The sequence below is a fragment of the Cupriavidus neocaledonicus genome (genome assembly GCF_000372525.1).
Classification (GTDB): domain Bacteria; phylum Pseudomonadota; class Gammaproteobacteria; order Burkholderiales; family Burkholderiaceae; genus Cupriavidus; species Cupriavidus neocaledonicus.
In genome coordinates this window covers 388,099-409,613 of record NZ_AQUR01000107.1, presented here as the reverse complement: position 1 = coordinate 409,613, position 21,515 = coordinate 388,099, and the positions used below count along the sequence as shown (strand labels likewise).

The following is a 21,515-nucleotide window of genomic DNA, read 5'->3' as shown; positions in this document are numbered from 1 at the left end:
TACCCATGAACCCAATCAGCATCGAAGTCACCGTCAACGGTGAAGAACACCAGGTGCAGGTGCCGGCGCGGCGCCTGCTTGCCGACCTGCTGCGCGACGACCTGAACCTGACCGGCACCAAGCGCGGCTGCGAGACCGGCATCTGCGGCGCCTGCTCCGTGCTGGTCGACGGCGAGGTGGTCAAGTCCTGCCTGATGCTCGCGGTGCAGGCGCGCGGCCGCCATGTGATGACGGTGGAGGGCCTGGCCGCCGACGGCCAGCTGCATCCGCTGCAGCAAAGCTTCATGGAGCACGGCGGCCTGCAGTGCGGCTATTGCACGCCGGGTTTCCTGATGGCCGCGTGCGCGCTGCTCGCCAACAATCTCAATCCGACCGAAGAAGAAGTCCGCCATGGCCTGAACGGCAACCTGTGCCGTTGCACCGGCTATGTCGGCATCGTCGAATCGGTACTGTCCGCCGCGGAGGCAATGCGTGGAAATTGAAAAGACCCTGGTCACCGCGGCGCCGCCGGCGCGCGTGTGGGAACTGCTGCTCGACCCCAACGTGATGGGCGCGTGCGTGCCCGGCATGGCATCGATCGAAGTGCTCAGCGAGGTCGAGTACATCGCGCACATGGCGGTAAAGATCGCCTTCATCAACGCGCGCTTCCGGCTGCATACAAAGATCGTCGAGACCCGCGCGCCCCATTACCTGCGCACCGAGGGCACCGGCGAGGACGCTTCGGTGGCCAGCTCGCTGCGGCAGTCGAGCGAGTTGTTCCTGACGCCGCTGGACCATGGCGGCACCCAGCTGCGCATCAAGGTGCAGGTCGATGTGCTGGGACGGCTCGGCACCTTTGGCCTGAGCGTGATGAAGACCAAGGCCGACCGCATGTGGGACGAGTTCGGCGCCAACCTGCTGGCGCGGCTGTCGCCGCAGGACGGGCAGGCTGCGCCCGAGCAGCGGCCAGCGGCCGCGGTGCCGCAGCCGGCCGCCGCTCCGCCCCCGGCAAGCAACGGCCATGCGGTGCTGCCGGCGCGGTCGGTGCCGCCGCCAGCGCCGGCCGGACTGCTGGCGCGGCTGTTTGGGCGCGGCGACGCCGCGCGCGGGCCGCTTGCCGACATCTGCATCGAGCTGCGCCGTGCCGACGAGACCATCGTGGTGCGCTGGCCCGCGGCGCATGGCGAGCAGTGCGCTGCGTGGCTGCGCGACTACCTGCGCCCCGGCACGTAGCGGCGTCGGCGGCCTTGCCGGCGGGCGCTGTTCGCAATACGGGTACCCTATCGGGTGCAGGCGTGATATATGAGAGCGTTGCGCCAAGACCGAATATTGCAGAGACAGATCATGACGACCGATTCGCCGCAGGACGACACGCAGGAAAGCGGCCCGGAGGGTGCGCCTGAGGGGGCGCCTGAGGGTACTCCGGAAAGCGCGCAGGACAAGTACATCGTGCCCGGGCTCGAGCGCGGCCTGCGCCTGCTGGGCGAATTCAGCAGCCGCGAGCGCACCCTGTCGGCCGCCGAGCTGGCGCGCCGCCTCAAGGTGCCGCGCTCGACCGTGTTCCGCCTGCTGGCGACGCTGGAAATGATGGGCTTCGTCGAGCGCACCGACGGCGGGCGCGAGTTCCGGCTGGGCATGGCGGTGCTGCGCCTCGGCTTCGATTACCTGGCCTCGCTGGAGCTGACCGAGCTCGGCCGCCCGCTGCTCGACCGGCTGCGCGACGAGATCCACTATCCGTGCAACCTGGTGGTGCGCGACGGCCGCTCCATCGTCTACGTGGCCAAGTCGGTGGCGTCGCGCCCGTTTGCCAGCACCGTCAATGTCGGCACCCGGCTGCCGGCGCACGCCACGGTGCTGGGACGCGTGCTGCTGGAAGACCTGTCGCTGGCCGAGCTGCGCGCGCTCTATCCGGAGGAGCGGCTGGAAGTCTATTCCGAAAGCACGCCGCGCACGGTCGAAGAGCTGTACGAGATGGTCCAGCGCGACCGCCAGCGCGGCTACGTGCTGCACGAAGGATTCTTCGAGGCCAGCATCTCCACCATCGCGGCGCCGGTGCGCGACCGCAGCGGCAAGGTCACGGCGGCGCTCGGCGCCACCATCCCGGCCGCGCGCATCGACCCGGACCAGCTCGACAACATGGTGGAGCAGGTGCGGCGCGCCGCGGCGGAGCTGTCGCGGCTGCTCGACTACCGGCCGGAGGTGCCCAGGCCGTTTGCCTGACGGCACGGTGCCGCCCGCCACCAGGAGAAAGCAAGATGCAGCAATGCAAGCAACGAAAGGCGGCGCCACGGCGCCGGCAATGGCTGACGGGCACGGCGGTGGCCGCGGCGCTGGCGGCATGCCTGCCCTGGCAGGCGGTGCAAGCGGCGGCCTGCGCCAGTGTGCGCATCGTGGTGCCGTTTCCGGCGGGCGGGCCCGCGGACCAGCTCGCGCGCACGCTGGCCCACGGGCTGCAGCAGCGGCGCGGCACGCCCTTCGTGGTCGACAACAAGCCCGGTGCCAACGGCAATATCGGCATCGACGCGGTGCGGCGCGCGCCGGGCGATGGCTGCACCCTGCTGGTGGCGCCGGCCGGCAACCTGACCATCAACCCGACGCTGATGCCCGCGCTGGCCTACAACGTCGAGCGCGATTTCCGGCCGGTGTCGCTGCTGGCGGGCTCGCCCAACGTGCTGGCGGTGCACCCGTCGGTGCAGGCCAGTTCGGTGCAGGACCTGATCCGGCTGGCACGGCAGGCCGACCAGTCCGGCAAGCCGCTGGGCTATGCCAGCCCGGGCGTCGGCAGCGGCCTGCACCTGGCCGGCGAACTGTTCCGCCACCAGGCCGGCGTTGCGCTGCTGCACGTGCCGTACAAAGGCACCACGCAGGCGCTCAATGATGTGGTGGCCGGGCAGGTGCCGCTGCTGTTCGGCACCTGGCCGACGCTGGCGCCGTTCATCCGGTCCGGCGCGCTGCGCGCGCTGGCGGTGACGCAGCCGAAACGTTCACCGGCCGCGCCCGACGTACCGTCGCTGGCCGAACAGGGCGTGTCCGGCATCGACGTCAGTTCGTGGTACGCGCTACTGGTGCCGAAAGCCACGCCGCAGCCCGCGGCCGATGCGCTCGGCGCCGACGTGCGCGCGCTGCTGGCCACGCCCGCGGTGCGGGCCGAGCTGCAGCGCCAGGGCATGGAGCCGGTGGGCAGCACGCCGCAGGCGCTCGCTCAGCGCATCCGCGAGGACACCGCGACGTGGGCAAAGGTGATCCGGCAATACGGCATTACCGCGGAGTAGCGTCGCCCCGGTAGCCCATCAGCCCGGACAGGTCGCGCGCCGCCTGCCGGACTTCCTTCTGCACGCGCTCGCGCAGCGTGCCGTCGGCTTCGAAGCGCTGCTGCGGCCCGGCCACGCTGATGGCGGCGATTACCGCGCCATCGGCACCGCGCACCGGTGCCGCGCAGGCATCGATGCCGGGTTCGTAGGCAGAGAAGCTCCAGGCGCAGCCGCGCTCGCGGTCGGCGGCCAGGATCTCGGCCAGGCGCGCGTGGGTGGCCGGGCTCTGGCCGGTCACCGCCGGCAGCGGATCGGGCCCCAGCAATTCGCGCAGCGTCTCGGGCGGCAGTTCGGCAATCAGCATCCGGCCCGGCGTGGTCAGGTGCGCGGCAACGCGGCTGCCCACCTGGATATTGCTGACCAGCGCGGCCGCCGGCATCTGCCGCAGCAGGTAGAGCGCATCGCCGCCATCGCGCACCGCCAGGTACGCCGACAGCTGCAGCGACGCACTGAGCCGCGCCAGTACGCGCCCGGCAAAGCTGGTCAGGTCGTTGGAGGCCAGCACGCGCGACGCCAGCTTCAGGAAATTGAATCCGACCTGGTGGCCGCCCTGGGGCAGCCGCTCGACCATGCCTTCATGCTCGAGCGTATCGAGCAGGCGCATTACCGTGACCCGGTTCACGTCGATGCGGCGGCCGACCTCGCTCAGGTTGGCGGTGGCGCCGCCTTCGGCGATAAAGCGCAGCAGGCGCAGGCCGCGGATGACCGGGGACACCAGCTGCGCCTCGCGGGCATCATCCGGTGCGGCGCCGTCGTCGAGGTCAGGTTCGGTCGGCAGGCGGGACTTGGGCATGTTGGCGTGGGCTATCCATGGAAAACGGCCGCGCAGGCGGCCGTGCTGACGCAGAACGCGGGGCCGGCGGTTTTCAGCCGAGCGCGACGTTCCAGGCGTCGTAATCGTACACCCAGTCGGCATTGCCGCCTTCCTTGAGCCAGGCATTGCTGCGCGAGCCGATCTGGATGCGGCTCGTGCGCGCGTGGCGCGCGGCCTGGTAGCGCGCCAGCGCGGCCGGCACGCCGGCGGCGCCGTCAGTTGCGGCATCGGCCAGGCAGCGCGCCAGCACCACGCCGTCCTCGATCGCCATGCCCGCGCCCTGCGCCATGAACGGCATCATCGGATGGCAGGCGTCGCCCATCAGCGTGACCGGGCCCGCCGACCAGGCCGGCAGCGGATCGCGCACGTACAGCGCGGAGATCAACACGTCGTCGCAGGCGTCGAGCAGCGCGCGGGCCTCGGGGTGGAAGCCTGCGTAGGCACTGCGCAAATCTTCCACGCGGCCCGGCGTGGTCCACGACTCATGGCGCCAGGCGTCCTGCGCGACGGTGGCGAAGACAAAGATGTCGCGGCCGCGGTTGAGCGGAAAGGTGACGATCTGCGTGGCCGCGTCCGGGCCCCACCATTTGGTGAAGGCGCCCAGGTTGGGCACGCCGGCCAGGCGCGCGGCCGGCACCACGGCGCGATACGCGACCACGCCGGTGAAGATCGGGCTTTCCTGGCCGAACAGCGCGGTGCGCACGGTGGAGTGGATGCCGTCGGCACCCACCAGCACGTCGACATCTTCCTGCGCGCCGTTGGCGAAGCGCAGCGTCGCGCCATCGGCACGGGTCTCGATCGCCACGGCCTTGTGGTCGAGCCGCACACAGGCAGCCGGCACGGCGGCTTCCAGTGCCGTCATCAGGTCGGCGCGGTGCATGGTCAGCTGCGGTGCGCCGTAGCGCCGCTCGGCTTCTTCCTGCATCGGCAGGCGCGAGGTTTCGGCGCCGGTGTCCCACATGCGGCTGATGCGGTGGGTGGGACGGGCGGCGGTTTCACGCAGGGCCTCGCCCACGCCCAGCCCGTCCAGGGCGCGTACCGCATTGGGCGTCAGGTTGATGTCGGCGCCGACGCGGGCAAAGCGGGGCGCCTGCTCGTAGGCCACGGCTTCCATGCCGAGCTTGCGCAGCGCGATGGCCGCGGCGAGGCCGCCGATGCCGGCGCCGTTGATTCCGATTTTGAGGGGCATGTTTTCCCAGCTGAGTGTTGGTTGTTGTGTTCAAAAATGAACTAGGTGTTCATAAAAATATATGGGTGAGAGCGGCGAGCGTCAATTAAGGGGGAACCCTAGGGGGTGGGTTGCCGACGATTTATCGTTCTTGGCAGGCGCGGCTGTTTCGCCGGCGTAGCCGGCGAGTCACTTTTTGGCCGAGCGCCAAAAAGTAACCAAAAAGCGCGTCGCCTATGCGGCTGGCAATCCATTCCACGGTGTTGGTGGCTCGGCGGCGGTGCTTTCCGTTTGGGCGTGGTTGCCCGTTCGACCCTGCTACGCCATGTGAGTCCGGGATAGTGCCTGCGATCACCCACTATTGAACAATCCCAATGAGGGTGTAGGCCGCCTGCTGCCGGCCATATCGCGGGGACGCCTGCGGCTGCTGCGCAGGCTCGATTGCGCTCTCGCGCGTGGGGCGTTTTGCGCTTAGCGAGCCAAAGGCATTGTGCGATTCCACCCGAGTAAAAAGCCGACAGCGCCAAGCGAGCGCAGCGATGCGTACCGCGCCAAAGCCCAAACTGCGCGATAGGGCCGGCGCGCAGCGCAGCCGAAGGCGTTCCAACGACACCGCCAGCAGCAGGGGCCACTCCGCGCTCTGGGCTCGTTCAACCATCATTCCAACGCCCCACCCACCGTGGTGCACCCCTGCGGCAGGCAGTCCAGCTATGTGAGGAAGCCCAGCCCCGTACGAAAGCGCCCGGGCACACTACGATAAGACATGCCGCCCGCAGGGCAGTAAACGCGCTTTTTGGTTACTTTTTGGCGCTCGGCCAAAAAGTGACCCGCCCAGCAGGGCGGAACCATGCGGTTCAAAAGCCGACAGCATGTCACCTAGACCGCTCCCCCAAAAAGCCGCCTTTTCTGAACGTCGCCCCCCACCTCAAAGCCCCAAAACAACCTTCGCAATAATGTTCCGCTGGATCTCATTAGATCCCCCATAGATCGACGCTTTCCGATAGTTGAAATAACGCGGCGCCAGCACCGCCGCATAGTCCGGCCCGACCCGCGTCGGCGCGTCGCGTCCCTGCAGTTCCGCCCAGGTATCCTGCACGAACGGCAGCGCCGCAGGCCCCGCCGCCTCCACCGCAAGTTCGCTTGCCGCCTGCAAAGTCTCGGTGCCCGTGAGCTTGAGCATGCTCGACGCGGCGCCGATCGAGGTCCCCGATTCCACACCCGAGAACACCCGCAACTCAACCGCTTCCAGCGCCGCCGCCCGCAGGTGCAGCGCGGCCAGCTTGCGCCGGAACACCGGGTCGTCCAGCAACCGCCCACCGTCATCGCCAGGCTGCTCCGCGGCAATTTCCGCGATCTTGGACAACTGCTTGCGCAGCATCGGGCTATACGTGCCGCCGCGCTCGAATTCCAGCAGGTACTTGGCGCAGGTCCAGCCCTTGCCTTCCTCGCCGATGCGGTTGGCCACCGGCACCCGCACGTTCTCGAAGAAGACCTGGTTCACCTCTTGCTGGCCGGGCATGGGGCCATCCAGCGTCGGCAGCGGCGCCACCGTGATGCCGGGCGTGCGCATGTCGAGCAGCAGGAACGAAATCCCTTCCTGGCGCTTCGATTCGCGGCTGGTGCGCACCAGGCAGAACATCCAGTCGGCCCATTGCGCATGCGTGGTCCAGATCTTGGAGCCGTTCAGGAGGTAGTGCTCGCCGTCGCCGTCGCTGCCGTGGTCGGCGCGCAGCTGCAGCGACGCCAGGTCGGAGCCGGAATTGGGCTCGGAATAGCCCTGGCACCACCAGACGTCGGAGCTGAGGATAGGCGGCAGGAAGCGCTGCTTCTGCTCGGGCGTGCCGTATTTCATGATTACCGGCGCCACCATCTTCAGGCCCATCGGCGACACCGGCGGACATCCCGCCGCGGCCAGTTCGGACTGGAAGATAAAGCGCTGGGTCGCGCTCCAGCCCGGGCCGCCATATTCCCTTGGCCAGTTCGGCGCGGCCCAGCCGCGCGCGTGCAGCGCCTTCTGCCAGCGCACCTGTCCGGCCTTGTCGAGGTAGCCGTTCTTGGACTGCGCCATCATCGCGCGCAAGTCGGCATCATAGGCCTGGGCAATCCAGGCGCGTACTTCTTCGCGGAACTGCTGGTCTTGGGGAGAGAAATCGAGATGCATCGGCGGGCCTCTCTGGAATTCGATCGTGGATAGGGGCGGCTTCAGGCCGCAGCGCTGGCGGGATAGAGCAGGTCGGCATAGCGGCGCAGGTGGTGCTCGGCCGAGCCGAACTGCAGGTCGATCGCCGTGACCCGCTTGAAGTAGTGGCCCACGGCCAGCTCCTCGGTCACGCCCATGCCGCCGTGGATCTGCACCGCGCCCTGGCCGACGAAGGTGCCCGCCTGGCCGGCCTGGATCTTCGCCGCGCACGCGGCTTGCGCACGCACCTGTGGCGCGGCGGCGGCCTGCATGGCGGCCACCTGTGTCAGTGCCACCGATTGCTCCAGCTGCATGTACATATCGGCCATGCGATGCTGCAGCACCTGGAAGGTGCCGATCGGCACGCCGAACTGCTTGCGCTGGCGCGCGTAGTCGAGGGTGTCGGCCAGCATGCGCGCCATCGCGCCATTGGCTTCGGCGGCCAGCGCGGCCATGGCGTGGTCGCACAACTGCTCGATCAGCGGCAGCGCTGCGCCTTCGTCGCCGATGCGCTGGCTGGCGGGCACCGGCACATTGTCGAGCAGCACCTCGGCCGCGCGTTGCCCGTCGAAGGTGGGATATTCGCGCAGCGTCACCCCCGGCGTGTCGCGCGCGATCCAGAACAGGCTGATGCCGCGCTGGTCCCGGCGCGTGCCGCCGCTGCGCGCGCTGACCAGCAGATGCGAGGCGAACGGCGCGCCGGCCACGGCGTGCTTGTGGCCGCTGAGCCGGTAGCCGTCGCCCTGGCGCGTGGCGCTGGCCTGCACGTCGTGCCGGCAGTAGCGGCTGGCGGGCTCGGCATGGGCCCACGCCACGGTGGCCTCGCCGCCGATGATGGCCGGAAGCCACTGCGCGGCCAGCTCGGGGCTGCCGTGCAGCAGCGCGCCGCCGCCCAGCACCACGGTGCCCAGGTACGGCTCCAGCACCAAATGCCTGCCCAGCTGTTCCATCACCACCATGTGCTCGACCGCGCCGCCGCCCAGGCCGCCGAGGTGCTCGGGAAACGCGGCGCCCAGGATGCCCAGGTCACGCGCAAAGGCGCGCCAGCAGTCGGGGCGCCAACCCGTGGCGGACTGCAACGCCGCGCGGCGGGCTTCGAAATCGTAGTGATCGGCGAGGTAACGCGCGAGCGTGTCGCGCAGCATCGACTGTTCTTCGCTGAACTGGAAATCCACCTTGGCTCCTTCGGATTAGGGTGAGGCGTAAGGCGTGAGGGCGGTAGTCTGGCGGGCATCTTCCGGCCAAGCCGGCCGGCGGCGCATCGTCGCATCGGACGAAGCTGAGGCGCAGGCCAGACGCGGCTTCCTTTGCGGCGCTGCGGCAAAACGTGGCCGTGCCGCTTCGTCGCTTCCGACGATGGTCGAACCGGCCAGGGTTCCGAGAATGCGGGATCGGCATCCGCCCACCCACCATCCCAGTCGAGGAGCTCCACGCCATGCATCCGCACATCCACGCGCAGCGCACGCCCGACAAGCCCGCCGTCATCATGGGCGGCAGCGGCGCCGTCGTCACCTACCGCGAGCTGGACCAGCGCTCGAACCAGGTGGCGCACCTGTTCCGCAAGCTCGGCCTGCGGCCCGGCGACCGCGTGGCCTTCCTGGTGGAGAACCATCCGCGGCTGTTCGAGCTGTGCTGGGGCGCGCAGCGCAGCGGCATCGTCTATATCTGCCTGAGCACGCGCCTGAACGCGGCCGACGCGGCGTATATCGTCAATGACAGCGGCGCGCGCGTGCTGGTGACCACGCACGCGCAGGCGGAGATCGCCGCGGCGCTGAGCGGGCAGACGCCGGCGCTGCAGGCGCGGCTGATGCTGGATGGCACGGTGCCGGGCTATGACGCCTGCGAGACCGCGCTGGCCGCCTGCGCGGCCACGCGCATCGCCGACGAGGTGACCGGCGGCGACATGCTGTATTCATCGGGCACCACCGGCCGGCCCAAGGGCGTGTACGCGCCGCCGTCGAGCCCGGACATCGACGCACCGACGACGCTGACCGCGCTGTGCCAGCGGCTCTACGGCTTCGATGCCGACACGCGCTACCTGTCGCCCGCGCCGCTGTACCACGCGGCGCCGCTGCGCTACAACATGTCGGTGCAGGCGCTGGGCGGCACCGCGGTGGTGATGGAGCATTTCGATGCCGAGCAGTTCCTGCAGCTGGTGCAGCAACACCGCATCACGCATACGCAACTGGTGCCGACCATGTTTTCGCGCATGCTCAAGCTGCCAGAGGCACAGCGGCAGGCCTGTGACGTGTCGTCGCTGCGCGTGGCGATCCACGCGGCCGCGCCGTGCCCGGTGCAGGTGAAGGAAGCCATGATCGCGTGGTGGGGGCCGGTGATCTGGGAGTATTACGCCGGCACCGAAGGCAACGGCGTGACCGTGGTCGACACGCCGCAATGGCTGGAACGCAAGGGCACGGTCGGGCGCGCCATGGTCGGCAAGCTGCGCATCTGCGGGCCGGACGGCGCGCTGCTGCCGCCGGGCGAGCCGGGCACGATCTACTTTGCCGAGGGGCGCCCGTTCACGTACCACAACGACGAGGCCAAGACCGCGGAGACGCGCCATCCGCAGCATCCGGACTGGAGCACCATCGGCGATGTCGGCTACGTGGACGCGGACGGCTATCTGTACCTGACCGACCGCAAGGCCAACATGATCATCTCCGGCGGCGTCAACATCTACCCGCAAGAGGCCGAGAACCTGCTGATGACGCATCCGAAGGTGATGGATGTCGCCGTGATCGGCGTGCCCAACGAGGACTTCGGCGAAGAGGTCAAGGCCGTGGTCCAGCCCGCCGACATGGGCCACGCGGGGCCCGAACTGGCGGCCGAGCTGATCGCGTTCTGCCGCGCCAATTTGTCGGCGATCAAGTGCCCGCGTTCGGTCGACTTCGAGCCCGAGCTGCCGCGCCTGCCCACCGGCAAGCTGCTCAAGCGGCTGCTGCGCGACCGCTACTGGGCCGGGCACGCCAGCAAGCTGGTGTGAGGCACCGGCAAGCGGTGCCTGGCCGCTGCCCGCGTTTTCGCCAGCGCAGCGGTTTACGTCATAATGCCTCGCTACACCACAGCCACGGCCACCCGCCTGCATCCTGCAGCGCCGGGGGCGCATGGCGCGCCCGGCCAGGGCCGCGATGTGCGGGAGACCACTGACAGCCAATGGCAAGTATCGAGGAGACCGGGCGGCGCACGCCGCCACCCGCCGGCGCGGCGTCGCTGGCCGCCAAGCTGCGCCCGCCGCTGCTGACCCCGTTCCAGGTCCAGCGCGCGGCGATCTGCGATGCCGTGTGCGCGGCGGGCTTCGTCAAGCTGGTGCTGGTGCGCGCGCCCGCCGGCTTCGGCAAGACCACCGCCATGCTCCAGTGCCGCGCGCGGCTCGAGGCTGCGGGCGGGCGCACCGCATGGCTGACGCTGGACCGCTCCGACAATGACGCCTCGCGCTTCCTCGGTTCGATCGAGGCCGCCATCGCACAGGGCCTGGGCAGCGGCGGGCCCGACCGCTCCGCGCGCCAGGCGCTGGCGCAGGACCCGGGCGAGCAGGCACTGGCGCTGATCGACCGCCTCGCCAGCCATCACGGCGACTTCACGCTGTTCCTCGACGATTTCGAAGCGGTGCAGAACGCCACCGTGGCGGGGCTGGTCTGGCAACTGGTGGAAAGCCTGCCACCGGGCTGCCGCGTGGTGATCGGCACGCGCTGGGTGCCTGAAACCGGCCTGGCCCGCTTGCGCGCGCGCGGCGAGCTGCTCGAGATCGAACCCGCGCAGCTGCGTTTTTCCGCCGACGAGACTGCCTCGTTCCTGCGCCAGGCGCGCGGGCTGAAGCTGGAACAGTCTGCCATCAGCGCGCTGCACCGGCGCACCGAGGGCTGGGCCACGGCGCTGTGGCTGGCGTCGGTGGCGCTGGAGCGGCGCACCCAGCCGGAGGGCTTTATCGCCGGCTTCTCGGGCTCGAACGCGGCCATTGCCGATTACCTGGTCGAAGACGTCTTCCTGCACCTGCCCGAACCGGTGCGCGACTTCCTGTTGCGCACTTCGATCCTGGACCAGCTGTGCGGCCCCCTGTGCGATGCGGTATGCCAGCCCGCGCGCGGCAGCAGCGAGGAAATCCTGGCCTGGCTGGAACGCGCCAACCTGTTCCTGCTACCGCTGGAGAGCGAACGCTATGGCGAGCGCGGCTCCGGCGCCGCGCCCGTGCAGTGGTATCGCTATCACAGCCTGTTTTCCGGTTTCCTGCGCGCGCAGCTGGCGCAGGCCATGCCCGGCTCGGTGCCGCAGCTGCACCTGTCGGCGTCGCGCTGGTATGAATCGCAGGGGCGGCTGGTGCCCGCCATCGAGCACGCCTTCGCCGCCGGTGCGCTGGCGCATGCGCTGCAGTTGCTCGACGGCGCCGCCGACGACCTGCTGGCGCAGGGCCGCATGCGGCTGCTGACGCGCTGGCTGGAGTCGGTGCCCGCCGAAGACCTGGCCCGGCTGCCCAAGCTGCAGATCGCGCGCGTGTGGGCGGTGTCGTTCACGCGCGGGCCGGCCGAAGCCATCGCGCTGCTGCAGCAGATCCCCACCGAGGGCGCGGCCGGCGACCTGCTGGCGCATATCCGCGCGTTGCGCCACATGCTGCTGAACATGATGGACCGTTTCGACGATGCGCGCGCCTTTGCCCGCAACGAGCTGCCGCCGTTGCCGATGGGCTATGCCTTCCCCGATGCGATCCTGGCCACGTCGATGGCGCGGCTGGCCGCGGTGGCCGGCGATTATCCCGAGGCGCGCCGGCTGCTGCAGGTGGCGCGGCACGCGGTGCGCGGGTCCGACAGCAACTTCAACAAGATATTCTCCGAGTCGGTCGAAGGGCTGATCGATCTGCGCCAGGGCCGGCTGCAGCAGGCCCTGGCGCGCTTCCGCATCGCCGCCAGCACGATGCTGCCGAACCGCTTCGGCCCCACCAACGGCAACGCCATGGCCGGCATCCTGCTGGCCGAGGGCCTCTATGAGAGCGGCGATTCCGAGCGCGCCAGCCGCCTGCTCAACGTCTACCTGCCGCTGTCGCGCGACCTTGGCCTGCCCGACCAGATCATCACCGGCCACGCGGTGCTGGCCCGCATCGCCTTCGAGCGCCGCGAGATCGACCAGGCCCACGAATGGCTGGCGCAGCTCGAAGCGCTTGGGCATCACCGCGGCCTGACGCGGCTGGTGATGGCGGCGATGCTGGAGCGCGCCCGCCTGGCGCTGCGCCAGGGCAACGTGCACGCCGCGCAGGAGGCGATCGAGCGCGCCGCCGATCCGGCGCTGTGGCGCACGCGCCCCGGCGTCAGCTCGTTTGCCAGCGATGTCGAGGACATTACGCTGGGCCGGCTGCGGCTGGACCTGTACGCGCGCCCCGGCACGCCGGTGCGCGAGGCCATCGAGCGCGAGCTCGCGGCCGCCGCCGGCAACCAGCTGATGCGCCGCGCCCTCAAGCTGCGCATCCTGCTGGCGCAGGCGTGGCAGCGCTGCGGCGACGGCGCGCATGCATTGGTGGTGATGGGCGAGGCCTTGCGCTTCGGCGCCGCCGAAGGCTTCGTGCGCATCTTTGCCGACGAGGGCGACGATGTGCGCCGGCTGGTGGCCGACGCCTGCGCGCGCCAGGCCGCCAGCCTGCCGGCCCCTTACGTCGAAAAGCTGCTGCAGGCTTGCGGCCAGGCCGCCGCCGAGCCGCACGGTGCCGGCCGTCCCGCACCGCCCGCGCTGGTCGAGCCGCTGACGCCCAAGGAGCAGAAGGTGCTGCACCTGCTCGCCGAGGGCTACTCGAACGTCGCCATGGCCGAGCGCCTGTTCGTGTCCGAGACCACAGTGCGCACGCACCTGCGCAATATCAGCGCCAAGCTGCACGCCAGCAACCGCACCCAGGCGGTGGCGATCGCGCGCCAGCTCGGCCTGCTCTGAACCTGCGGCTCAGATACCGATGAATTCGGTGAATTCCGCCAGCGGCGCACGTTCGGCCCGCAGCTGGTTCGCGGGCGCCCCGGGATCCTCGTAGCCGATCGCCATGCCGCTGAACAGCATCCGTTCGGCCGGCAGCGACAGGAATCCGGCGATGGTCCGCGGATACATCGCCCAGCACTCCTGCGCGCAACTGTCCAGGCCTTCTTCGCGCAGCAGCAGCATCACCGTCTGCAGGTACATGCCCAGGTCCGACCATTGCGGCGGGCCCATGCGCCGGTCCACGGTGCAGAACAGCGCCAGCGGCGCGCCGAAGAAGGTGAAGTTGCTGGCGAACTGCGCCAGCCGGCGGGCCTTGTCCTCGCGCGGGATGCCGAGGTGGTGGTAGAGCGCTTCCCCCACCTGGAAGCGGCGCTCGCGGTAGGGCGAGACCAGTTCGCGCGGATAGATGTCGTACTCGCGCGCTTCGCCGGCCGGGGCCTCGGCGATGCGGGTGCGCATGATGCCGAGCAGGCGCTGCAGCGCCTCGCCGCCGACCACATGGATATGCCAGGGCTGCAGGTTGCCGCCGGACGGCGCGCGCGCCGCGGCGCCGAGCACGCGGCGGATGGTGTCGGGCGCAACCGCCCGGGGCAGGAAGCCGCGGACGGACTTGCGGCTCGCGACGGCTTGGCTGACTTTCATCGGGACTCCGGCAACAGGGATCGACGCGTGCGCATCAGACGAAGGGTGGCTCGCTGGTCCAGTCAAAAAAGTCCGGCATGTCGTGCGACACGGTTTCCGGGAACGCGGCGGAGCGCTTTTCCAGGAATGCGCTGACGCCTTCCTTCACGTCGGCGGAACGTCCGCGCGACTGGATCGCGCGGCTGTCGAGCTTGTGCGCTTCCATCGGGTGGCTGGCGCCGGCCATGCGCCAGATCAGCTGGCGCGAGATCGCCACCGACACCGGCGCGGCATTGGCGGCGATCTCGCGCGCAATCGCCTGCGCCGCCGGCAACAGGTCTGCGGGGGCGTGCAGCGAGCGCACCAGGCCGCGCTCGTGCGCTTCCTGCGCCGAGAACACGCGGCCGGTATAGCACCACTCCAGCGCGGTCGAGATCCCGACCACGCGCGACAGGAACCACGACGACGCCGCTTCCGGCGTGATGCCGCGGCGTGCAAAGACAAAGCCGAATTTGGCGTCGGTCGAGGCCAGGCGGATGTCCATCGGCAATTGCATGGTCACGCCGACGCCGACGGCCGCGCCGTTGACCGCCGCAATCACCGGCTTGAGGCTGCGGAAGATGCGCAGTGACACGCGCCCGCCGCCGTCGCGATGCGCGGTGTCCGGGCTGGCGCCATAGCGTTTCTCGAAATCGAAGGTGGAACTGCCGCCGGACAGGTCGGCGCCGGCGCAGAACGCGCGGCCGGAGCCGGTGACGATCACCGCGCGCACGTTGTCGTCGGCATCGGTGGCGTCGAACGCGGCGATCAGCTCGTGCATCATCTGCGCGGTGAAGGCGTTGAGCTGGTCCGGACGGTGCAGGGTGATGGTGGCGACGCCGTCTTCAACGGCATAGCGCAGGGTTTCGAACGAGGGCGTGGCTGGCGTCATGCGGGCTCCTGCTGGGGGGTAGGAAGGGATGCCGGAGGTGCCGGGGCAAGCGAAACAAGCGCCGGCAGCGGGGGCGGGGGCTCGCCCAACACTAGTGCAGATTGCGCCGCCCGCAATCGTCGCTTCCGACGAGGCTGTGACGGCGCGCGGCACCGTAGACTGATGCCGATCAGGCGGCAGGGCCGGCACATTGTGACATTGCGCCCGTTGCCCTGCCTGCGCAGACAGCAAAAGGACCACCATGAAGACACGCATCACCGAACTACTTGGCATCCGCTACCCGATCATCCAGGGCGGCATGCAATGGGTTGGCTACGCCGAAATGGCCTCCGCCGTTTCCAATGCGGGCGGCCTGGGCATCCTGACGGCGCTGACCCAGCCCACGCCCGAGGACCTGGCCGCCGAAATCCGCCGCTGCCGCCAGATGACCGACAAGCCGTTCGGCGTGAACCTGACCCTGCTGCCGTCGATCAACCCGCCGCCGTACGCGCGCTACCTCGACGTCATCATCGAGAGCGGCGTCAAGGTGCTGGAGACCGCCGGCAACAATCCCAGGGAACATATCGCGCGGGCCAAGGCCGCGGGCATCAAGGTGATCCACAAGTGCGTGGCGGTGCGCCACGCGCTGTCCGCCGAGCGGCTGGGCGTGGACGCGGTCTCGATCGACGGCTTCGAGTGCGCCGGCCATCCGGGCGAGGACGATGTGCCCGGCATGGTGCTGATCCCGCAGGCGGTGCGCAAGCTGTCGGTCCCGGTGATCGCCTCGGGCGGCATCGCCGACGGGCGCGGCATGGCGGCGGCGCTGGTGCTGGGTGCCGAGGGCGTCAACATGGGCACGCGCTTCTGCGCCACGCGCGAGGCGCCGATTCACGACAACGTCAAGCAGGCGCTGGTGCAGGCAAGCGAGCGCGACACCAACCTGATCTTCCGCACCCTGCACAACACCGCGCGCGTGCTCAAGAACGCCGTGTCGGATGAAGTGGTCAGCATCGAACGCCGTCCCGGCGGCGCGCAGTTCGAGGACGTCAAGCACCTGGTCGCCGGCGTGCGCGGCAAGGCCGCGCTCAAGGCGGGCGAGACCGACGGCGGCATCATCAGCGCCGGCCAGTGCGTGGGCCTGATCGACGACGTGCCCAGCTGCGAAGAACTGATCGCGCGCATGGTGGCCGATTGCCGCGAACACCTCAGCGTGGCCTCGCGCTACTTTGCCTGACGCCATGGCCGAGGCGGAAATCGAGGCGGCGCTGACCCGCGCCATCGCCGCGCCGGCCGAAGCCGGCGCCGACGTGCCGGAGGGCTTTATCCCGCTGCGCCGGATGAGCGGCTACATGGCCGGCTTCGGCCAGCTCTATCTGCACGCGGCCCGCCGCACGCTGGCGGTGCGCATCGACGAAAGTCACCTGAACAACCTGGGCATCCCGCACGGCGGCATGCTGGCGACGCTGGCCGATACCGCCATCGGCATGATGATGTCGCTGGAGACCGGCCGCGCCAAAAGCGCGGTGACGGTGAACCTGAGCCTCGACTATCTCGATTCGGCGCGCCCGGGCGACTGGGTCGAAGCCCGCGTGGAGTTCGACAAGCTCGGCTCGCGACTGCGCTACGGCACCTGCCGGCTGGTCAGCGGCGAGCGTTGCCTGCTGCGCGCCACGGCGATCTTCGCGGTGCTGGCGCCGCGCGCCTGAGCGGTGCGGCAACTTCGTCGCTTCCGACGACGCTCGCCACCACACGCGGCGCAACAATAGCCACCGACGCTGCCGGCACCCGCGCCGGCATGCCGCACAACACAAGGGCTGCCCCGGCGGCCTGCACCGAACCAAGGAGATCACATGGCAGAGGCATACATCGTCGCGGCGGTCCGTACCGCCGGCGGTCGCAAGGGCGGCAAGCTGTCGGGCTGGCATCCGGCCGACCTGGCCGCGCAGGTGCTCGACGCACTGGTGGAACGCACCGGCGCCGACCCGGCGCTGGTCGAAGACGTCATCATGGGCTGCGTGAGCCAGGTCGGCGAGCAGGCCGGCAACGTCGCGCGCAATGCCATCCTGGCATCGCGCCTGCCGGAGAGCGTGCCGGGCACCTCGGTCGACCGCCAGTGCGGCTCATCCCAGCAGGCCCTGCACTTTGCCGCGCAGGCGGTGATGTCGGGCGCGATGGACGTCGTCATCGCCGCCGGCGTCGAAAGCATGACGCGCGTGCCGATGGGCCTGTCGTCGCAGCTGCCGGCCAAGAACGGGTTTGGCGTGCCCAAGAGCCCGGGCGTCGAAGCGCGCTACCCCGGCGTGCAGTTCAGCCAGTTCACCGGCGCCGAGATGATCGCGCGCAAGTACGAGCTGTCGCGCGAACAGCTCGACGCCTACGCGCTGCAAAGCCACCAGCGCGCCATCGCCGCCACCAAGGCGGGCCGCTTCAGCGCCGAGATCCTGCCGGTGGAAGTGCGCACCGCCGACGGCGCCAATGGCGAGATGCACACCACCGACGAAGGCATCCGCTACGACGCCACGCTGGAAAGCATCGGCAGCGTCAAGCTGATCGCCGAAGGCGGCCGCGTCACCGCCGCCAGCGCCAGCCAGATCTGCGATGGCGCCGCGGGCCTGATGGTGGTCAACGAGGCCGGCCTGAAGAAGCTGGGCGTCAAGCCGCTGGCGCGCGTGCACAGCATGACCGTGATCGGCCATGACCCGGTGGTGATGCTGGAAGCGCCGCTGCCGGCCACCGAGGTGGCGCTCAAGCGCGCCGGCCTGCGCATCGGCGATATCGACCTGTTCGAAGTCAACGAAGCCTTCGCGCCGGTGCCGCTGGCCTGGCTCAAGGCCACCGGCGCCGATCCGGAACGCCTGAACGTGCATGGCGGTGCGATCGCGCTGGGCCATCCGCTCGGCGGCTCCGGCGCCAAGCTGATGACCACGCTGGTGCATGCGTTGCATACGCATGGCAAGCGCTACGGCCTGCAGACCATGTGCGAAGGCGGCGGGCTGGCCAACGTGACCATTGTCGAGCGCCTGTAAAACAGAGACGCGGCGGCACAGGGCAGTAAAGGGAGAAGGACCGGCGGCGCGGGCATGTCAAAGTGCCCGCGCCAGCAGCCGGAGCAGAAAAGGAACGGCCGCGAATTCGCGGCCGTTGTTATTGGCAGAGCGGACGGCGCTGAACGCGCGATCCGCGTCAGGCGAAGGTCACGGCGCTGCGCCGGTCGGCACGCTCGAGGTGGGGCACGTTGTTGAAGCTCAGCAGACGCTGCACGCCGCGGCCAACGATGATCTCGCAGAACGCGGTATTGCGGAACTGCAGGTTCATCTCGATCGCGGCCTGTGCCGGCGCGCCGAGCAGGTCAGCGGTGGCGCGGCCGATGGCGCCGCCCGAGCTGACTACCAGGATCGCGTCCTCGCGCGTGGTGCCCTCGCTGGCCTGCGCCAGCGCGCCGGCAATGCGCGCGCCGAAGTCGGCCCAGCTCTCGGGCATGTCGGCCAGCCCGTCCTGCGTCCAGGCCGCGTAGGCCGCGCGGAAGGTGCGCCAGTAGTCGTTGTAGTCCGAGTTCTGGTGGGCGCGGTGGTCGGCGCCGCCGGTGTGGCAGCGGTACAGCGCCTCGCCGTCGTATTCGTTCAGGCCGGGATGCGAGATCACCGCGGCCTGCGGCTGCCCCATGCCGGCCAGGATTTCGGTGGCGGTGTCTTGCTGGCGCACCAGCGTGCCGGCCACGACCCGGCTGAAGCCGACGCCGCGCTCAGCGAAGTATTCGCCAAGCCAGCGCGCCTGCTGCCGGCCGGTGGCCGACAGGCAGTCGTAGTTGGCGGCGCCAAACGAGGCTTGTCCGTGGCGGACGAGGAAAAGCGTGGCCATGAGCGGTCCCGATGAGCAGTGAGGCGGATAGGGCTGCCTCGGCGCGGCGCCGGGCGTGGGCACATTCTAGGGAGCGCCGGCGCCACCGCCAAGCAAGCGCCGCGCAATTCATAGCAGCCATGGCCCGGCTGCATTACCCGCACAGGCTCAGGCGGTCCCGGTCGGCTTGACGTCGAGATAGCCAGCCATCAGGCGGCTCAGCTCGGTGATCAGCCGTTCGTCGTCGAGGTGCAGCGGGCCCGACTCGTTGAGCACGGCATTGACCAGCACGCTGAAGACGGCCTGCATGGCAAAGCGCACGCGCAGTTCGGCGGTGTCGGCGGGCAGCGGCAGGCGCGGCACCAGCAGCTGCACCATGCGTTCCACGATGGCTTCACCGTTCTGGCGGTGGGGCAGCCACTCCTCGGGACGCGTGGAGGCATGGCGCAGCGACGCGCGCATCACGCCACGGTTGGCCAGCGTGCCGAGCACCATGAAGCGGGCGGTCTTTTCCAGCAGCACCGGCGTGGCGACATCTTCCCAGCGTTCCTGGGCCAGGTAGCGGTCGATCGAGGCCGAGGTCTCTTCCATCACCAGCGTGCGCAGCGCCTCGAAATAAGCCATCTTGTCGCGGAAGCGCCCGTAGAAGGCGCCCACCGATACCTGGCACGCCGCGGCGATCTGCGCCACCGAGACCGCGGCAAAGTCGCGCGTGGCAAGCAGTTCGCGGCCTGCGCCGAGCAGGGCCTGTTCGGTTTCGCGCGCGCGGCGCTGGCGGGGCGGCTGCAAGATAGAGGGGGTGTCGATACGGGGGAAGGAAGCGTTGGCGGGGAAGCTGGAAGGCGTCGCTGACATGGTCATATTTCCGTATTCGAATTCGGATTCGGATTTGAAAATACCGGTGCGCACCGCAACGCGTCAAGGGGTTTTGTCGCTTGGCCCTGCAAATGTCCCGCCCGGATGCCGTGCGGCGCACGGCGGTGCGGGGCGCATGCCCTGCGCTTGCCGGGCCAATCCGTCAGAACCTTCTGAAGGCGAGCGCGGGGAGACGAGGCTTCAGCTGAACCGCGGGCTCAGCTCGTCGCGCATCCAGTCGATAAAGGCGCGGGTGCGCGCCGGCAGCAGGCGCGCGTGGGGATAGATCAGCGACAGCGGCCACGCCGGCAGCTCGAAGTCCTCTAGCACGATGCGCAGCTTGCGCTCCTCCACCAGTTGCGCGACCTGGTACGACAGGAAATGGCCGAAGCCGGCGCCCGCCGCGCAGGCGGCCACGGCGGGCGCGGTCTGGTTGAACTCCAGGTTGCCCGACACCGGCACATGGAACTCGCGCCTGCCATCGCGGAACGACCACCAGTGCGCATGGTTGCCGGTGAAGCGCACGCAGTTGGCGTTCGCCAGCGCGTCGGGGTGGCGCGGCACGCCGTGCTTGCGCAGGTAGGCCGGCGTGGCGACCACCACGCGGCGGATGCGGCCGACGGATTGCGCCACCAGCGTGGAGTCGGCCAGCGGGCCGATGCGCACGCCCACGTCGAGGTCTTCCTCGAGCAGGTTCACCACGCGGTCGGTGAATTCCATGCGACAGCGCACGCGCGGATAGCGCTGCACGAAGCGCGTCACCGCGGGCGCCACGTACATCTGGCCGAACAGCACCGAGGCGGTCAGCGTGAGCTGGCCGCTGGGCTCGACATGGCTCTCGGTCAGGCCCGCTTCGACTTCGTCGATATTGGCCAGGATGCGCCGGCAGCCGTCCAGGTAGCTGCGGCCCTCGGCGGTCAGCGACAGCCGCCGCGTGGTGCGGTTGAGCAGCCGCACCTGCAGCGCGGATTCGAGCGCCGCCAGCGTGCGCACCACCGCCGGCAACGAGGTATGCAGCGACGCCGCGGCGGCCGTCAGGCTGCCTTCGTCGACGATCCGCACAAAGGTCTGCATCGCACGTAGCTTGTCCATGGCGCCAAACATTACTCCATTTTCCGGAGTAGTCAAATATCAATGGCCCCATTTATTCCAGTGGCGCCGGCACCGAGAATCCGTCCATACCAACCGCTCAGGAGAGTGCCATGCAACAGACCAATTCCCCCCCAGTGCCCGCCAGGCCGCTGGTGCTGTACCGTTCGCCGTTGTCGGGGCACGCGCATCGCGTCGAGCTGATGCTGGGGCTGCTGGGCCTGCCTTACCGGCTGGTGGACGTCGACCTGCGCGGCGGCGAGCAGCGCAGCGAGGCCTTCCTGCGCCTGAACCCGTTCGGCCAGGTGCCGGTGCTGGACGACGACGGCGCGGTGCTGGGCGATTCCAACGCGATCCTGGTCTACCTGGCCACGCGGTATGACGATGGCCGCTGGCTGCCGCGCGATCCGGTCGGTGCCGCGCGCGTGCAGCGCTGGCTGTCGGTGGCGGCCGGCGAAATTGCGTTCGGCCCGGCCGCCGCGCGCCTGGGCGTGCTGTTCGGGCGGCCGGTGCCGATGGAAGATGCCGTCGCCCGCGCGCAGCGGCTGTTCACGTTGATGGAGCCGCTGCTGGCCGCGCAGCCGTTCCTGGCCGCCGATCACGCCACCATTGCTGACGTGGCCGCCTACAGCTATATCGCCCGCGCCGAGGAAGGCAACGTGTCGCTGGCGCCGTACCCGGCGCTCAACGCCTGGCTGCGCCGCGTGGAGGCATTGCCCGGCTTCGTGCCGATGGTGGTATCGAAGGCCAGCCTGGCCGCCTAGCCATTGCGTGCGGCGAGCGCCAAGCCATTCCCGTTGCGA

Annotated in this window: 18 protein-coding genes and 1 pseudogene; 10 read left to right on the top strand and 9 right to left on the bottom strand. The window is 69.6% G+C overall.

All coding sequences use genetic code 11. The annotated features are described in order from the left end of the window. Positions 1-5 precede the first annotated feature (5 nt). The 4 genes from A3AG_RS0130100 (at position 6) to A3AG_RS0130085 (ending at position 3,251) form a co-directional block, all read left to right on the top strand. On the top strand, positions 6-482 hold the full coding sequence (locus A3AG_RS0130100) for a (2Fe-2S)-binding protein (RefSeq protein WP_018008984.1): 477 nt from the start codon (positions 6-8) through the stop codon (positions 480-482). After that, positions 472-1,212, top strand: coding sequence for an SRPBCC family protein (locus A3AG_RS0130095; protein WP_018008983.1), 741 nt, complete (start codon positions 472-474; stop codon positions 1,210-1,212). Before A3AG_RS0130100 ends, A3AG_RS0130095 begins: the two co-directional genes overlap by 11 nt. 111 nt (positions 1,213-1,323) lie before the next feature. Then, positions 1,324-2,199 (top strand): IclR family transcriptional regulator, encoded by an 876-nt coding sequence (locus A3AG_RS0130090; RefSeq protein ID WP_035849910.1) that lies wholly within the window; start codon positions 1,324-1,326, stop codon positions 2,197-2,199. A 35-nt stretch (positions 2,200-2,234) separates the two neighbouring features. Continuing rightward, a complete protein-coding gene (locus A3AG_RS0130085; RefSeq protein WP_018008981.1) occupies positions 2,235-3,251 on the top strand; it encodes a tripartite tricarboxylate transporter substrate binding protein in 1,017 nt (338 codons plus the stop codon). Here A3AG_RS0130085 and A3AG_RS0130080 read toward each other — a convergent pair. The 4 genes from A3AG_RS0130080 to A3AG_RS0130065 all read right to left on the bottom strand — a co-directional run bounded on the left by A3AG_RS0130080 (position 3,238) and on the right by A3AG_RS0130065 (position 8,626). Further along, positions 3,238-4,083, bottom strand: coding sequence for an IclR family transcriptional regulator (locus A3AG_RS0130080; protein ID WP_018008980.1), 846 nt, complete (start codon positions 4,081-4,083; stop codon positions 3,238-3,240). The two genes, A3AG_RS0130085 and A3AG_RS0130080, sit on opposite strands and share 14 nt — an antisense overlap. Before the next feature lie 73 nt (positions 4,084-4,156). Next, positions 4,157-5,293: an FAD-dependent monooxygenase gene (locus tag A3AG_RS0130075; RefSeq protein ID WP_018008979.1), complete on the bottom strand. Its 1,137-nt coding sequence runs from the start codon at positions 5,291-5,293 to the stop codon at positions 4,157-4,159. A 904-nt stretch (positions 5,294-6,197) separates the two neighbouring features. After that, complete coding sequence (locus A3AG_RS0130070; RefSeq protein WP_018008978.1) at positions 6,198-7,433, bottom strand: acyl-CoA dehydrogenase family protein; 1,236 nt, start codon at positions 7,431-7,433, stop codon at positions 6,198-6,200. 41 nt (positions 7,434-7,474) lie between these two features. Beyond that, positions 7,475-8,626, bottom strand: coding sequence for an acyl-CoA dehydrogenase family protein (locus A3AG_RS0130065; protein ID WP_018008977.1), 1,152 nt, complete (start codon positions 8,624-8,626; stop codon positions 7,475-7,477). Positions 8,627-8,886: 260 nt separating this feature from the next. Here A3AG_RS0130065 and A3AG_RS0130060 point away from each other — a divergent pair, with 260 nt between their 5' ends. Both A3AG_RS0130060 and A3AG_RS0130055 read left to right on the top strand, forming a co-directional pair. Then, positions 8,887-10,434, top strand: coding sequence for an AMP-binding protein (locus tag A3AG_RS0130060; protein ID WP_018008976.1), 1,548 nt, complete (start codon positions 8,887-8,889; stop codon positions 10,432-10,434). A gap of 170 nt (positions 10,435-10,604) precedes the next feature. Beyond that, entirely contained in the window at positions 10,605-13,361 is a 2,757-nt protein-coding gene (locus A3AG_RS0130055) for a winged helix-turn-helix domain-containing protein (RefSeq protein WP_018008975.1), read from the top strand. A gap of 9 nt (positions 13,362-13,370) precedes the next feature. Here A3AG_RS0130055 and A3AG_RS0130050 read toward each other — a convergent pair whose 3' ends face one another. Both A3AG_RS0130050 and A3AG_RS0130045 read right to left on the bottom strand, forming a co-directional pair. Continuing rightward, positions 13,371-14,042, bottom strand: a complete 672-nt coding sequence (locus tag A3AG_RS0130050; protein ID WP_018008974.1) for a nitroreductase — start codon at positions 14,040-14,042, stop codon at positions 13,371-13,373. A 34-nt stretch (positions 14,043-14,076) separates the two neighbouring features. Continuing rightward, a complete protein-coding gene (locus A3AG_RS0130045) occupies positions 14,077-14,952 on the bottom strand; it encodes a crotonase/enoyl-CoA hydratase family protein (protein ID WP_018008973.1) in 876 nt (291 codons plus the stop codon). Positions 14,953-15,190: 238 nt separating this feature from the next. Between A3AG_RS0130045 and A3AG_RS0130040 the strand changes: the two are divergent. The 3 genes and pseudogenes from A3AG_RS0130040 to A3AG_RS0130030 all read left to right on the top strand — a co-directional run. Continuing rightward, positions 15,191-16,165: pseudogene (locus A3AG_RS0130040) on the top strand (NAD(P)H-dependent flavin oxidoreductase); the annotation flags it as partial. A gap of 4 nt (positions 16,166-16,169) precedes the next feature. After that, positions 16,170-16,637 (top strand): PaaI family thioesterase, encoded by a 468-nt coding sequence (locus tag A3AG_RS0130035; RefSeq protein WP_018008971.1) that lies wholly within the window; start codon positions 16,170-16,172, stop codon positions 16,635-16,637. Positions 16,638-16,781: 144 nt separating this feature from the next. Beyond that, the gene (locus A3AG_RS0130030; RefSeq protein ID WP_018008970.1) at positions 16,782-17,957 is read left to right on the top strand and encodes an acetyl-CoA C-acetyltransferase; all 1,176 of its coding nucleotides are present in this window, start codon (positions 16,782-16,784) and stop codon (positions 17,955-17,957) included. A 157-nt stretch (positions 17,958-18,114) separates the two neighbouring features. Here A3AG_RS0130030 and A3AG_RS0130025 read toward each other — a convergent pair whose 3' ends face one another. The 3 genes from A3AG_RS0130025 to A3AG_RS0130015 all read right to left on the bottom strand — a co-directional run bounded on the left by A3AG_RS0130025 (position 18,115) and on the right by A3AG_RS0130015 (position 20,727). After that, positions 18,115-18,789: a histidine phosphatase family protein gene (locus A3AG_RS0130025; protein WP_018008969.1), complete on the bottom strand. Its 675-nt coding sequence runs from the start codon at positions 18,787-18,789 to the stop codon at positions 18,115-18,117. Between the two features lie 147 nt (positions 18,790-18,936). Then, entirely contained in the window at positions 18,937-19,623 is a 687-nt protein-coding gene (locus A3AG_RS0130020) for a TetR/AcrR family transcriptional regulator (protein WP_026164575.1), read from the bottom strand. Positions 19,624-19,824: 201 nt separating this feature from the next. Further along, a complete protein-coding gene (locus A3AG_RS0130015; protein WP_018008967.1) occupies positions 19,825-20,727 on the bottom strand; it encodes a LysR family transcriptional regulator in 903 nt (300 codons plus the stop codon). 98 nt (positions 20,728-20,825) lie between these two features. Here A3AG_RS0130015 and A3AG_RS0130010 point away from each other — a divergent pair, with 98 nt between their 5' ends. Next, positions 20,826-21,476 carry a glutathione S-transferase family protein gene (locus A3AG_RS0130010; RefSeq protein WP_018008966.1) on the top strand — a complete coding sequence of 217 codons (651 nt, stop codon included), beginning with the start codon at positions 20,826-20,828 and terminating at the stop codon, positions 21,474-21,476. The last annotated feature ends 39 nt before the right edge of the window (positions 21,477-21,515 follow it).

Coding starts and splice junctions, on each gene's coding strand:
- A3AG_RS0130075 (WP_018008979.1), bottom strand. CDS start 5,293: ATGCCCCTCAAAATCGGAATCAACGGCGCCGGCATCGGCGGCCTCGCC.
- A3AG_RS0130020 (WP_026164575.1), bottom strand. CDS start 19,623: ATGTCAGCGACGCCTTCCAGCTTCCCCGCCAACGCTTCCTTCCCCCGT.
- A3AG_RS0130080 (WP_018008980.1), bottom strand. CDS start 4,083: ATGCCCAAGTCCCGCCTGCCGACCGAACCTGACCTCGACGACGGCGCC.
- A3AG_RS0130035 (WP_018008971.1), top strand. CDS start 16,170: ATGGCCGAGGCGGAAATCGAGGCGGCGCTGACCCGCGCCATCGCCGCG.
- A3AG_RS0130025 (WP_018008969.1), bottom strand. CDS start 18,789: ATGGCCACGCTTTTCCTCGTCCGCCACGGACAAGCCTCGTTTGGCGCC.
- A3AG_RS0130055 (WP_018008975.1), top strand. CDS start 10,605: ATGGCAAGTATCGAGGAGACCGGGCGGCGCACGCCGCCACCCGCCGGC.
- A3AG_RS0130010 (WP_018008966.1), top strand. CDS start 20,826: ATGCAACAGACCAATTCCCCCCCAGTGCCCGCCAGGCCGCTGGTGCTG.
- A3AG_RS0130090 (WP_035849910.1), top strand. CDS start 1,324: ATGACGACCGATTCGCCGCAGGACGACACGCAGGAAAGCGGCCCGGAG.
- A3AG_RS0130100 (WP_018008984.1), top strand. CDS start 6: ATGAACCCAATCAGCATCGAAGTCACCGTCAACGGTGAAGAACACCAG.
- A3AG_RS0130015 (WP_018008967.1), bottom strand. CDS start 20,727: ATGTTTGGCGCCATGGACAAGCTACGTGCGATGCAGACCTTTGTGCGG.
- A3AG_RS0130070 (WP_018008978.1), bottom strand. CDS start 7,433: ATGCATCTCGATTTCTCTCCCCAAGACCAGCAGTTCCGCGAAGAAGTA.
- A3AG_RS0130085 (WP_018008981.1), top strand. CDS start 2,235: ATGCAGCAATGCAAGCAACGAAAGGCGGCGCCACGGCGCCGGCAATGG.
- A3AG_RS0130050 (WP_018008974.1), bottom strand. CDS start 14,042: ATGAAAGTCAGCCAAGCCGTCGCGAGCCGCAAGTCCGTCCGCGGCTTC.
- A3AG_RS0130030 (WP_018008970.1), top strand. CDS start 16,782: ATGGCAGAGGCATACATCGTCGCGGCGGTCCGTACCGCCGGCGGTCGC.
- A3AG_RS0130060 (WP_018008976.1), top strand. CDS start 8,887: ATGCATCCGCACATCCACGCGCAGCGCACGCCCGACAAGCCCGCCGTC.
- A3AG_RS0130045 (WP_018008973.1), bottom strand. CDS start 14,952: ATGACGCCAGCCACGCCCTCGTTCGAAACCCTGCGCTATGCCGTTGAA.